Genomic DNA, 12,805 nt, shown 5'->3' with positions numbered 1-12,805 from the left:
AGGCCCTACCGATGCAGACGGTGCAAGATGGCGGCAGAACCCGATCTGCGTAGCCCCCATGTTTCTTGAAGCCGCCATTGCCCTGCTGGCCCTGTTGCTGGCCCTGCTCTGCCGCCCCTGGCGCATGCTGGGCAGCCGAGCCGGCCCCGGCGGCATGCATGACCCGATACTGTCGCCTCTGATCACGCCGCTGCTGGCCATTGTGGTGCTGCTGCCCTGGGTCTGGGCGCTGCCTGCGCTGCACCAGATGCCGCTGCAGCTGCGCTGGTCTGGTGCACCGCTGGTCGTACTTTTGATTGGCTGGCCGCTTGCAGTACCCGTGCTGCTCTCGGTGGGCGCCATAGCTTTTGCACTGGCTCCTGGCTTGGGACTGGAAGAAGCCCTTGGCATGGTGGTCTGGCAAGGTCTGGTGCCAGCCACGCTGGCCATGCTCTGGGGTGTGGCAGTGCGCCGCTGGTGCTGGCACAACATTTTTGTATTCATTCTTTTGCGCGGCTTTTTGGGCACAGTTCTGTGTCTGTTTGTCGCATCTCTGGTCGGTCAATGGGCAGGCCATGTGCTGCCCAATGTCAACGAAGACCTCTCGCGCATGGCCCGCTGGCTCATGGCCTGGGCCGATGGCGTGACCACCGGCATGCTGACGGCGGTGTTCGTAGTCTTTCGCCCGCACTGGGTGGCCACCTGGTCGGATGCCATATATCTGCGGCCGCCTGGCAACCCTGAAAGCTGAGGCCGTCGAGGCGCATCAGCTCTGCCACTTCAGCTCTGCCACTTTCCCGGCCACTGCACAAACCGCATCTTTCCCATCCGGCAAAACGCCAAGGCAACTGGCACAGGGCTTGCTCATCATCGGACTATCGCACTGCAGCCATCACCAAGCTGGTGCATATCTTGAGAAAGAGAGGGATCGCATGCTGCTCCAACCCGTCCGCAACATTGTTCAACGCCATATTCGCCATGCCGCTCATGCCATGGCCCGCCCCGCACTGGCCTGCGCCGTGGCGGCAGGCTTTGCCGCCACGGCGCAGGCACAGGACACCTATCCCGAGCGCGCGGTCAAGGTCATAGTTGCCCTGCCCGCCGGAGGCAGCGCCGACATGATTGCCCGAGTCGTGAGTCAAAAGCTGGCCAGCGAACTCAAGCAGCCTTTTGTGGTGGACAACCGCGCCGGTGCCTCGGGCCAGATCGGCACACCGGCCGTGGCACGCTCCGCCCCGGACGGCTATACGCTGATGGTCTCGCCGGCCTCATTCCTGACCACCAACAAGAGCATTTTCAAATCCCTGCCCTATGACCCCGAGACCGACTTCGCGCCCATCAGCAAGCTGGTGAACCAGCCCATGGTGCTGGTGGTCAAGGACAAGCAGAAATTCCCCAGTGTGGCTGCCGTGGTGGCGGCAGCCAAGGCCGCACCAGGCAAACTGACCTTTGCCTCATCCGGCGACGGCAGCCCCCAGCACCTGGCCGCGCTGATGTTCGAGACGCGCACCCAGGCCAAGATGCTGCACGTGCCCTACAAAGGCGGCGCGCCAGCCGTCAACGATACGCTGGCGGGCAATGTGGACATGCTGTTTGCCGTGCTGCCCGAAGCCCTGCCCCATATCCAGGCCGGCAAGCTGCATGCCCTGGCGCTGATGGCACCCAGGCGCGCGGCCATGCTGCCCAACACCCCGACCATGGCGGAAGGTGGTTTTGCCGACCTCAACCTCTCTGCCTGGGTCGGCCTGTTCGCCCCGGCCAAGACGCCGCAGCCCGTGATCGACAAGCTCAACCACGCCGTGCGCGTTGCCCTGGACAGCGAGATCAAGACCAAGCTGGGTGAAAACGGCATGGAAGTCGCGCCATCGACGCCAGAGCAGCTCAGGCAGACCGTGGCCCAGGACATCAGGCTGCATGCCGAGCTGGTCAAGGCCGCCGGCATTCAGCCGCAGTAGATGCCGTCTCGTGCAGCACCAGGAGGCAGACTCCTGGGTGAATGGCCAGCCGAAGCCCGCCACAACAGCGGATAATGGCGGCCATCTTGAGGAATGGCGCAGACCCGATCTCTGCCATTCCCCTTTCTGCTACCCCCTCATTCGCACGACTCGCAATGACCGACGCCACCGAATTCGCTCCCGGCCTGATGATCCGCGGCTTTACCGCCCCCCAGAAGCTGGCGGACTACAAGCTCATCGCCTTTGATATGGACTCGACGCTGATCACCATCGAGTGCATCGACGAGATCGCCGACGCCACGGGCAAGAAGGCCGAAGTGGCAGCCATCACAGAAGCCACCATGCGCGGCGAAATCACCGACTTCAAGGACAGCCTGCGCCAGCGCGTGGGCAAGCTGGTCGGAGTGACCGAGGCCGACATGGCCCGCGTTCTGGCCGAACGCCTGAAACTCTCGCAGGGTGCCGAGACGCTGGTCAGGGCCGCCAAGGCCGCCGGCCTGAAGGTGCTGCTGGTCTCCGGCGGCTTTACCTACTTTGCCGAGCATGTGCGCGGCCTGCTGGATATCGACTTTGTGCGCGCCAATGTGCTGGAGATCAAGGACGGTGCACTGACCGGCGGTCTGGTCGAGCAGGCCTGGGGCGATATCTGCGACGGCGCGGAAAAGCGCCGCACCTTGCTGGAAGTGGCCTCGCTGATCGGTATCGATGCCAGCCAATGCATTGCCGTGGGCGATGGCAGCAACGACATTCCCATGATGCAGGCGGCCGGCCTGTCCGTGGCCTTCCACGCCAAGCCACGCGTGCGCAACGAGGCCAAGGTCGCCATCAACGAGGGCGGCCTGGATCGCCTGCTGGAAGTGCTCCGATAGGCTGAAACAGACCAGCCCAGCACCAAGCCGCGGTCCCTGCTCCCGGGGACCGCGGCTTTTTTGCGCCCGCTGCGGCGCGGCAATCCTCGGCAGCTTTGCTACAGTGCCATGCATCTTCCCCAACCCGGTCGAAAGGTCAGAGCATGAGCCAACTCAGAATCGCCGTCATCGTGGGCAGCCTCAGCAAGCAGTCCATCAACCGCCAGCTCGGCCAGGGCCTGGCCGCACTCATGCAGGGCAAGGCCGATTTCGAATTCATCGATATCAGCCGCCTGCCGCTCTACAACCGCGACTTCGACAACACCCCTGATTTCAAGCCCTTCGACGACCTCAAACCCCTGATTCGCGGCTGCAACGGCGTTCTGTTCGTGACGCCCGAATACAACCGCTCCATACCCGCATCGCTCAAGAACGTGCTCGACGGCCTGAGCCGTCCCTATGGCCAGTCCGTCTGGGCTGGGCTGCCGGCCGCCGTGATAGGCAGTTCGCCCGGCGCGGCCGCCACGGCCATGGCCCAGCAGCACCTGCGCAATGTGCTGGTGTCGCTGGACATGCCCACCCTGCCCCAGCCCGAGGGCTTTGTGCGCTGGTCCGACACGCTGCTCGACGCCGACGGCAAGATCGGCCAGGTCAGCCATGACTTCCTCGTCAAGTACATGACACACTTTCTCGACTGGGTGCAGTTGCACCAGAAGCGCTAAACCAATCTTCCTCTGGCTCGATAGCTCGCCCCGCTCACGTTTCAGGCGCTGCGGGGCACTTCATGACTATTTCCCTGCATTGAAGACTGCTGGAACTTTTGCGCATGCAGAGTGTTCCTACAATAGCGTGCGGCCTCATACATCACACAACATCCGGCCGTCGGGGTCTGAGCCCTGTCCTTTTACGGACAGTTTCAGTTCAGCACCTTGAAAATCCAACCATTGACTTTAAATACCATAGCAAGCAAACCTGATGCGACAAGCGTCGCAAGGCTCGCTGGTTGTCTGCACCCTTGAAAAGCAGGCGGCCATCTATGACAACCATGACTGGAAACCAATTCGTGAAGACTTCGTACCGTGCTGCTGCCTCCGTGATTGCCATCGCCATCGCATCGCTGACCGTGCCTTCCCTGGCTCAGGCCAAGCGCATGGGCAGCAGCAAGTCCGTTCGCCCTGCCAGCATCGGCAGCAAGGCGCCCGCTCAGCCCGCACCCGTGGCTCCTGCCGCCGCCGCACCCAAGGCTGCTGCACCTGCCACACCCGCAGCCCCCGCCGCTGCGGCAGCTCCTGCGGCTGCTCCCGCAGCAGCAGCGGCTCCTGCCGCTCGTGGCTCCGGCATGATGGGCACCATGGCAGGTGCTGCCGTTGGCGCCGTGGCCGGCACCATGGCTGGCAATGCCATTGCCGGCGCCATGGGTGGCGGCGACAAGGAAGCCGAAGCCAAGAAGGCCAAGGAAGAAGAGGCCAAGAAGGCTGAAGCGGAAGCCGCCGCTCTGCAAAAGAAGCTGGACGAAGCCAAGGCCAAGGCGGAAGCCGCACGCGCGGCCGCCAAGTAATCATCAGCCCGCAACCGGGCTTCAATACAGGCCGGCCAGGAATTCAGACCTGCCGACCTCATTCGAAAAGGGATGCGCTCTGCATCCCTTTTTTCATTCCTTTTTGCGAGCCTCCGGGTGTTTCCAGCCACCGTAAGCTGCCAGCTACGGTGCATTCCTGGCAACAGACAAGGTCTGCAACGCAGACCATACACGGCAGCAGGGCATGCCCAGGCGTGTGGACCCATGAGGCTGGCACACGGCCCCTGCCGATTACGCGAAGCTCGGCAAGACACCGAAGGACATGCACGCATCAAGCGTCATCCGCTCGGCACCTGGCGATGATGGGCCGCCAGATCCTTGTCACACGCGCCAGACCCAAGCCAGAGCCGCCGCACCAAGAATGCAGCCAGCAGCAGCAGGCCCAATGGGCGGCGGCGCTGACCAGGGCGACGGCGAGCAGCGCTCCTATCGACAGCCAACCCAGCCAGACCATGACTCCCACGGAAAAGCCCCAGGCGCTCAGACAGGGCATGACGGCCACCGCCAGCAGCAATGCTCCAGCGCAGCAGCCACGATCGAGCCCGAGAAATCTCCATGGCTCCCGTGAGCTGTTCATGATGACCCTCCATGGCAAAAGCCAGTGCCACCAAGCCGGCAAAGGCCAGCGCAAAAGCCAGCACCGAAGCTTGCAAGGCATTCATGCTCCCACCTCCATCTTGACTGCAGGAACACGCCGCGCTGCATCGGCGCCGCGGCGCCTCAGATAAGCCCAGGCCCGGGCGGCAAGCAATCCCAGCGCCACGGCACACAACCCCACACCCGCACTCTCCCATTCGCAGCGAGCAATCTGGGCCGGCAGGCTGTCCCCTAGCGTGATCCAGTTCAGCAGCGGCAGCAGCAGCAAACACAACAGCGCCAGCAGGCCTAGTTGCTCCTGCCATGCCACGGCGGGCGCACGCACCAGGGCATGCAGCAGCGCCAGACTCCAAAGCCCGAAAAACACCGCCAGCTCCCAACCCGCTCCATGGGACAGCCCGACGGGAACCAGGCGGTTGGCCCACAGATGGCCGATGCAGCCCAGACTCAGACCTGCGATGGCCTCAACATTGAGTCCTTCGACGAGCCGGTACACGCGCGCCGTGACGCTGCCGAACTCGCCAGCCTGCCGACCCAGATGCTTGCTGCGACACTTGACCATGAACAGGATGGCCCTTGTTGCCATCATGGCGCTGCCGACCAGCCCGCATAGGAAATACAGCCATTTGAGCGGCTGCCCTCCGAACCATCAACGCCAGACACTGCCTGAAAGCCTGGGCCATGTAATGCGTGACGTTGGTCAGCGATACGCCCAGCTGCGAGGCGATATCGTCGTACTTCATGTCCTCCAGCTGCGAAAGCAGAAAAGTGCGCCGTACCAGCGGCGGCAAAGCATCAATCAGATAAGCATGCGGCGACTTTATGCGCGGCGGCTCACGCACGCCCAGGATACGGACAAAAGTGTCTTGCGTCAGATCTGCTGCGTCAAAGGCATTGCCGACCTTTCGGCGCAACCAGCCCTGCAACCAACCGTGATGACCTGTGTAAAGCGCTGCGACTTCACGATGGGAGGCTGTTGCGACAACGGGCATGGTGCAATGGGAATAGATCTCAAACAGACCTCAAGCGATATCAATTCTCATTTCCGTTTTCCTCAATGCCTTCACTATTTCCGCATATGCTTCAGAGCCATCTTCTGCCGGAACGCATCGCCTTGTGCCCGCGACGAGCACGGAGAAAGCGATCGGCCCTGCACAATCACGCACCAGGAATACATCGGCGTCTGGAACCCCACTTCTGGCCATTCGCGCAGGCGGCGCCCCTCTCGGGCGAATGCTCGCAGCCACCTCCCGACACCTGTTGGATGATTGCAAGACTATTGCGCTGTTGAGCTCTGCGATGCTTTACTCGGCAGGTGGTTGATGCAAATGTCCGGAACCGAGCCGTTTCCGACCCAGGTTGGTATTCAAGGACCTCAAGAATCAAGATGACAAGCTTTCGCTCTCACAAGCTTTTGCATCGCATCGTGCTCGGCAACCTGCTGGTAGCGGCCTTGCTGTGCTTTGCCACGTGGCTTGGCGTGCATGCCAATCACCGCGCGGACATGGACCTGGGAGTAGCCGTCTCCAGGCATCAAGCGCGCAGCCTGAGCTTGGAGCTGGCTGCAGAGGTGCGACTGGTGGACAACGCTCTGTCATCGATTGCCAGTCGTTACCGCGCGCGCAGCCTTGACGGACTTGCCGCCGCCAACTTTGCCTTGTACGAAATGCTTCAGGAACAGCGTGCCCTGATTCCTTTTGTCACCGCCCTGCGCATCACAGACAGTGCTGGCGAGGTACTCATCACTCCCAGCGAAATTGATGTGCCGTTTTCAGTGGCGGAACGCGCCTATTTCGCTCAGGCCCGTGCAACGGACCGAATGGTGGTGTCCGAGCCTCTGATCAGCCACTCCTTCGGAAAATGGTCTATCGTGCTGGCAAGGCGTCTTCAGGCCGAGGGCGGCCAGTTCCAGGGCATCGTCTATGCCATTGTCGCGGCCGAACATTTTCACCAGCTATTCCAGCGCCAGTCGTTCGGCACCAGCAGCGCCATGGCATTGCGCACCGATCAGGCACTGCTGGTAGCGCGCTATCCGGCTGCAAGCCAGGATGCCGACGCGGGTATCGGCAAGGCCGCTGTCTCGTCCGAATATCACCAGGCCATCAGCCGCAACAACGAGGAAGGCTGGTACATCACACCGACCCTGATCGATGGCGTGGAGCGCATCACGGCCTACCATCGGCTGCCCGGATATCCTCTGACGGTGTTTACCGGGCTGGGTACGGAAGCCTATATGGCCATGTGGCGCGCCTCCGCCTGGCGTGCATGGGGTCTCGCCGGCTTGTGCATTGCCCTGATTGCTTTGGGTTCGGTAGCCCTGTACCGGCTGCAGCAGCGTGAACGCCGCATCCGCAAAGAGCAGGAGCTGGTCATCAACAATGACCTGATCGGCATGGCTCGCCTGCGCGAGCGCAAGATCGTCTGGACCAACCCCGCCATGCGCCGTCTGCTCAAGCAGCCAGCAGCTGCACTGCAGGGCGCATCCACGCGCATGCTTTACCCGGACGAAGCCTCCTACAGGCGTATCGGCGAAAAAGCCTATGGCTCTTTGCTGGCTCGGGGCAAATTTCACGCTCAGTTCCAGGTGCAGAATGCCGAGGGCAAGCTTTTGTGGGTGGATGCATCCGGCACACTGCTGAATGCCGAAGAGTCGCTGTGGATTCTGGTGGACATCGACGCCCTCAAACGAGGCGAACAAGCCGCCAATCACCTTGCCAACCACGACGCTCTGACGGGTCTGGCGAACCGCCGAGCACTTGAGGAAACGCTGAACCAGGAGCTGGCAGACGGCCAGATGCTTGCCGTGTGCTTCATGGACCTGGATGGTTTCAAACAGGTCAACGATACCCAGGGTCACGACGCAGGCGATGAGGTTTTACGTGTGGTAGCTGCCCGACTGACGGCCCAGGCCCGTGCCGGCGACTGCGTTGCCCGTCTGGGCGGCGATGAGTTCGTGGTGCTGCTATCGGGCTTGCACACTCCCGGTGAGGCCATGTCTGTCATGAAGCGCTGCATGGAAGCCGTGCGCCAGCCCATTGCACTGAATGGTGGAGCGATGGTGCAAGTCGGCAGCAGCATAGGTATCTCCATCAGCACCGCAGGTAGTTCCTCGGCCAACCTGATGCAGAGTGCGGACGAGGCCATGTACTCGGCCAAACATGCAGGCAAGGGACGCATTGTTCAGCATTCAGACCTCTCGCAGGACTCCGAGGCTTGAGGCCGCGCCCTGCGACCAGCTGCATCTGTATATGTCCAGAGCCTAGGATCGACAACGCCTTCAGGACCAAAGCAGGGTATTTTGGAGACTCGTGGCCTGGCCGCAGTCAGCCAAGCCCAAGGGCCAGCCACCTGCTTCCGGCCAAAGGCAAGCTGCCAGGGCTTTTGCGGGCCCGCCTGTCTCATATTTCATCTGGCCGACCGCAGCCAGCCCTCTCTCTTGCCTATTCCTGTGCTCTTGGCGGCAGCCCTGCCGCCTTGCGAATGGGCTCCAGCAAACCGCTGAGTCCGTTGTGGTCAAGCTCCTGCATCAAGGCCAGCAACTGACCGATCTCGCCTTTGGGAAAGCCCTCGCGGGCAAACCAGTTGAGGTAGTTGCCGGGCAGATCGGCAATCAAACGGCCCTTGTACTTGCCATAAGGCATAGGCACGCGCACCAGGCGCTCCAGCATTTCGGGATTCATGGCAGTCAATTGGAATCAGATTTTGTATAAAAAACGACGCTCTTATAACCAAATAAGAAAAATGTCCTGCAGACGTCGGTACACGGCACTAGACTATGCACCTTAGTTCGCTGCGGTCCAGATGGGGCCCGGAATTTATTGCAACTTGCTGAAGAAGGTCAGAACCAATGTTGAAGAAAGCTCTCTCTGCTATCGCTATTGCCACTCTGGCGCTGTCGGCCCAGGCTGCTGACGTGCTCAAGGTGGGCGCCACGGCCGTTCCTCACGCCGAAATCCTCAATCACATCAAGCCCGCACTGAAGGCTCAGGGCATCGATCTGGAAATCAAGGAGTTCAGCGACTACGTGCAGCCCAATGCCGCCGTGGAAGACAAGCAGCTGGATGCCAACTTCTTCCAGCACCAGCCCTATCTGGACAGCTACAACAAGGACCGCAAGACCTCTCTGGTGGCCGTACCCAACGGCAAGGTTCATGTGGAGCCCTTCGGTGCCTACTCCAGCAAGATCAAGAACATCAAGGATCTGAAGAATGGCGCTACCGTGGCCATTCCCAACGACCCCTCCAACGGCGGCCGCGCACTGATTCTGCTGGCCAAGCATGGCCTGATCGAGCTCAAGGATCCCAAGAGCCTGACCCCCACTGCTCTGGACGTCGTCAAGAACCCCAAGAAGCTGAAGTTCAAGGAACTGGAAGCGCCTTTGCTGCCCCGCGCCCTGGCTGATGTCGACCTGGCCCTGATCAACACCAACTACGCAATCGAAGCCAAGCTCAACCCCACCAAGGATGCCCTGTTCATCGAAGGTGCCGACTCGCCCTACACCAATATCGTGGTGGCCCGCAAGGATCGCGCCAACGGCGCCGACATTGCCAAGCTGATGAGCGCTCTGCACTCTGCAGACACCAAGAAGTTCATTCAGGAAAAGTACAAGGGCGCCGTGGTTCCTGCGTTCTGATTCGCAAAGGCCTTAGAAACGTTGGCGCGCCCCTCCTCGACAGGAGAGACTGCCGCGTTGTGAAGGGTACGGGCACAGGCACCTGCTGTGGCCCCGGGGCCGGACAGAACCGGCAGCCGGCCACACTTGACGACCTGACCCAGCAAAAAGCGCTGCTTCTGCAGCGCTTTTTTCTTTTGATTTGATAGCTTATAGCGCTTTACAGGCAAGGGCTTAAAGCAACTTCCACTTGAGATTTCTCAATGCGAGGGTGCAGGCACCGAGTGCCGCAAAACCGGTGTCTCGCCATCGCCGTTGACGCTTTCCAGATGCACGCCAAATCCCCAAAGGCGAGCCACATGCTTGAGCACCTCCTGTGCATCTTCTGCCAGTGGCCTGCCTTGGTACTGGGTATGCCGCAGAGTAAGACTGCGATCGCCGCGCAGATTCACGCTCCAGGCCTGAATATTGGGTTCGCGCGTCCCCAGGTCGTATTGCTGAGACAGCAACTGGCGCAGCGTGCGGTAGCCATCTTCGTCGTGGATGGCACTGACCAGAACATCACGTTCGTCAGGGTCGTCGTGCAGAGAGAACAAACGCATGTCGCGTATCAGGTGCGGGCTCAGAAACTGGCCGACAAAGCTCTCGTCCTTGTAGTTGCGCATGGCGTGGTGCAGCGCCGGCAGCCAGGGTGTGCCGGCCATGTCGGGAAACCAGCGGCGATCTTCCTCGGTCGGCTTTTCGCAGATCCGCCGAATATCGCGGTACATGGCAAAGCCCAGCGCATAAGGATTGATGCCGCTGAAGGCCCGGTGGCCAGCGGGCGGCTGGTAGATCACATTGGTATGCGATGACAGCCACTCCAGCATCACGCCATCGGTCAGCCAGCCCTCGTCATACAGAGTGTTGAGCAATGTGTAATGCCAGAAGGTGGCCCAGCCCTCGTTCATCACCTGAGTCTGGCGCTGCGGATAGAAATACTGGGCGATCTTGCGCACGATGCGCACGATCTCTCGTTGCCAGGGTTCGAGCAAGGGAGCGTTCTTCTCGATGAAATAGAGGATGTTCTCTTCGGGCTCTCGGGGAAAGCGCTCGCTGCCTTGCGTCGTGCTGTCCTTGTCCTTGTCCCTTCGGGCTGGAAGCGTGCGCCACAGCACATTGACCTGTTGCTGCACATAGGCTTCACGCGCCTCTCTCTCGGCGCGCTCGCGCGACAGGCTTTTATGCGAGGGACGGCAATAGCGATCCACACCAAAGTTCGACAACGCATGGCAGGAATCCAGCAACTGCTCCACGGTGTCGAAGCCATAGCGTTCCTCGCATTGCGCCACATAGTCGCGCGCATAGACGAGATAGTCGATGATGCTGCCCGCGTCGGACCACATGCGAAACAGATAATTGTTCTTGAAAAAGCTGTTGTGCCCATAGGCCGCATGCGCAATCACCAGGGCCTGCATGGCCGTGCTGTTCTCCTCCATCAGATAGCTGATGCAAGGGTTGGCATTGATGACGATCTCATAGGCCAGTCCCATATGACCTCGTCGGTAGCGGCGCTCCGTGGCCAGAAACTCCTTGCCATAGCTCCAGTGCCGGTAGTTGACCGGCATGCCCACGCTGGAATAGGCATCCATCATCTGCTCGGCCGTGATGATCTCGAGCTGATTCGGATAGGTATCCAGACCGTAGCGCTCAGCCGTGGCCGCAATCGCCGCGTGATACTGTTCGATCAGCTCGAAAGTCCAGTCGCTGGGGTCGGGCAAGGGAGACGCCGGTCGCTGAGACGCCATCAAAGGCGCCTGCGGCACATCGCGAAAGCGCGACTCCCCCTGGGCATGCGAATTTCCGGCCTTTCTGCTGGCGCTGAGATCCAGCACGGGATAGAGATTGAGGTTCATATCGATACCCCATCCTTCTTGAAGAGATCGCGGAACACCGGGTAGATCTCGTTGGCTGCCGATACCTTGCGCATGGCGAAATGGGGGAACAGCGGCAGCAGGCGGCTGTACTCTTCCCAGAGACTCTGCTCCTCGAGCACCACTTGCAGGTAAGCGTAGTAGCGCACCAGCGGCAATATTCTTTCGGCCAGAAGGCTGTGGCATTTGCCGCCGTCGTCGCTGAAGTTGTCGCCATCGCTGGCCTGGGCGACATAGATATTCCAGTCGTTGACCGGGTAGCGGGCCCTGATGATCTGTTCGAGCAGGACCAGCGCGCTGCTGACTACCGTGCCACCGCTTTCCGTGGAGTGAAAGAACTCGTCTTCGCTGACTTCTGCAGCCTGGGTGTGGTGGCGGATGAAAACAATCTCGATCTTGTCGTAATGCCTTGTGAGAAACAGATACAGCAGGATGAAAAAACGCTTGGCCAGCTCCTTGCGCTCCTGATCCATGGAGCCGGACACGTCCATCACGCAGAACATCACGGCCTGGCTGCTGGGCACGGGCACCTTGCTGCGATTGCGAAAGCGCAGATCCAGTTGTTCCAGAAAAGGCACTGCGCCGATACGCTCACGCAAGGTATCGATACGGCGTTGCAACTCGGCTACTGACTCACTGGTGCCGTCGTCCTGCGCCAGCAGAGCTTCAAGCTGTTCTTCCAGTACCTTGAGCTCACGGTGTGAAGCTTTGGTCAGCGCAATGCGCCGCCCCAGGGCGCCGCGCATGGTGCGCACCAGCGCCAGATTGCTGGGCGTGCCGTCATGGCTGTAGCCGGCGCGCCTTGTCTTGTATTGCAAGGTATTGCCGATGTGGTTGCGCAGCAGGCGCGGCAGCGCCAGATCTTCAAAGAAAAGCTCCATGAACTCTTCCTTGGTCAAGGTGAAAGTGAAGTCATCCTGCCCCTCACCGCTATCGCTGGCCTGCGACCCCGAACCGCCGCCCCCACCAGGCGGGCGGGCAATGCGATCACCGCGCACATGCTCGCGATTGCCGGGCAGCACCATATCGCGGATACCACCCTGACCATGCCTGAAGACCGGCTCCTGAATGTCTTTTTTCGGAATGGTGATGCTTTCCGCCTGATCGATATGGCGGATGTCGCGCGCAGACACGGCTTTGCGCACCGCCTCCGCGATCTGCTCTTTGAAACGCCGCACAAACCGCTCGCGGTTGCCCACCGATTTATTCTTGCCTGCGAGCCTGCGGTCGATGATATGCAGTGCCATCTGTGCTCCCATCTCCAGGGGCTGTTCTCAACTCAACCGTCCTGTCGGTGGCCGCGCCGGGCCACCGACACCGCT

At 60.9% G+C, this 12,805-nt stretch carries 10 protein-coding genes and 3 pseudogenes; 7 read left to right on the top strand and 6 right to left on the bottom strand.

The genetic code is table 11. The annotated features are described in order from the left end of the window. The first annotated feature begins 58 nt into the window (after nucleotides 1-58). The 5 genes from MPZ60_RS10730 (at nucleotide 59) to MPZ60_RS10710 (ending at nucleotide 4,340) form a co-directional block, all read left to right on the top strand. On the top strand, nucleotides 59-730 hold the full coding sequence (locus tag MPZ60_RS10730; RefSeq protein ID WP_034351915.1) for a hypothetical protein: 672 nt from the start codon (nucleotides 59-61) through the stop codon (nucleotides 728-730). A gap of 181 nt (nucleotides 731-911) precedes the next feature. Beyond that, entirely contained in the window at nucleotides 912-1,934 is a 1,023-nt protein-coding gene (locus tag MPZ60_RS10725) for a tripartite tricarboxylate transporter substrate binding protein (RefSeq protein ID WP_034351913.1), read from the top strand. Nucleotides 1,935-2,089: 155 nt separating this feature from the next. After that, nucleotides 2,090-2,803 (top strand): phosphoserine phosphatase SerB, encoded by a 714-nt coding sequence (serB, locus tag MPZ60_RS10720; protein ID WP_034351911.1) that lies wholly within the window; start codon nucleotides 2,090-2,092, stop codon nucleotides 2,801-2,803. 143 nt (nucleotides 2,804-2,946) lie between these two features. After that, complete coding sequence (locus MPZ60_RS10715) at nucleotides 2,947-3,504, top strand: NADPH-dependent FMN reductase (protein ID WP_034351901.1); 558 nt, start codon at nucleotides 2,947-2,949, stop codon at nucleotides 3,502-3,504. 314 nt (nucleotides 3,505-3,818) lie between these two features. Further along, entirely contained in the window at nucleotides 3,819-4,340 is a 522-nt protein-coding gene (locus MPZ60_RS10710; protein ID WP_034351899.1) for a hypothetical protein, read from the top strand. 292 nt (nucleotides 4,341-4,632) lie between these two features. On the opposite strand, the pseudogene MPZ60_RS10705 reads toward MPZ60_RS10710, so the two are convergent. The 3 pseudogenes from MPZ60_RS10705 to MPZ60_RS10695 all read right to left on the bottom strand — a co-directional run. Beyond that, nucleotides 4,633-4,951 (bottom strand): annotated as a pseudogene (locus MPZ60_RS10705) (DUF3325 family protein). A gap of 68 nt (nucleotides 4,952-5,019) precedes the next feature. Then, a pseudogene (locus MPZ60_RS10700) lies at nucleotides 5,020-5,604 on the bottom strand (PepSY domain-containing protein); the annotation flags it as partial. 1 nt (nucleotide 5,605) lies between these two features. Beyond that, nucleotides 5,606-5,950, bottom strand: a pseudogene (locus tag MPZ60_RS10695) (sigma factor-like helix-turn-helix DNA-binding protein); the annotation flags it as partial. Between the two features lie 395 nt (nucleotides 5,951-6,345). Between MPZ60_RS10695 and MPZ60_RS10690 the strand changes: the two are divergent. After that, nucleotides 6,346-8,175, top strand: a complete 1,830-nt coding sequence (locus MPZ60_RS10690) for a sensor domain-containing diguanylate cyclase (RefSeq protein ID WP_034351897.1) — start codon at nucleotides 6,346-6,348, stop codon at nucleotides 8,173-8,175. Nucleotides 8,176-8,398: 223 nt separating this feature from the next. Here MPZ60_RS10690 and MPZ60_RS10685 read toward each other — a convergent pair whose 3' ends face one another. Continuing rightward, complete coding sequence (locus MPZ60_RS10685) at nucleotides 8,399-8,638, bottom strand: DUF3820 family protein (RefSeq protein WP_012838051.1); 240 nt, start codon at nucleotides 8,636-8,638, stop codon at nucleotides 8,399-8,401. 167 nt (nucleotides 8,639-8,805) lie between these two features. Here MPZ60_RS10685 and MPZ60_RS10680 point away from each other — a divergent pair, with 167 nt between their 5' ends. Beyond that, nucleotides 8,806-9,591, top strand: coding sequence for a MetQ/NlpA family ABC transporter substrate-binding protein (locus MPZ60_RS10680; RefSeq protein ID WP_003055852.1), 786 nt, complete (start codon nucleotides 8,806-8,808; stop codon nucleotides 9,589-9,591). Nucleotides 9,592-9,830: 239 nt separating this feature from the next. On the opposite strand, the gene MPZ60_RS10675 is transcribed toward MPZ60_RS10680, so the two are convergent. Together MPZ60_RS10675 and MPZ60_RS10670 are read right to left on the bottom strand one after the other, a co-directional pair. After that, nucleotides 9,831-11,465: a SpoVR family protein gene (locus tag MPZ60_RS10675; protein WP_034351895.1), complete on the bottom strand. Its 1,635-nt coding sequence runs from the start codon at nucleotides 11,463-11,465 to the stop codon at nucleotides 9,831-9,833. Then, a complete protein-coding gene (locus tag MPZ60_RS10670) occupies nucleotides 11,462-12,730 on the bottom strand; it encodes a YeaH/YhbH family protein (protein ID WP_034352205.1) in 1,269 nt (422 codons plus the stop codon). Before MPZ60_RS10670 ends, MPZ60_RS10675 begins: the two co-directional genes overlap by 4 nt. Between the last annotated feature and the right edge of the window lie 75 nt (nucleotides 12,731-12,805).

Origin of the sequence: Comamonas sp. 7D-2, from assembly GCF_022749555.1 — a bacterium.
In the GTDB taxonomy this organism is placed as follows: domain Bacteria; phylum Pseudomonadota; class Gammaproteobacteria; order Burkholderiales; family Burkholderiaceae_C; genus Comamonas; species Comamonas thiooxydans.
Note: the sequence above shows the minus strand (reverse complement) of the source record. Positions and strands in the feature narration are given on the sequence as shown.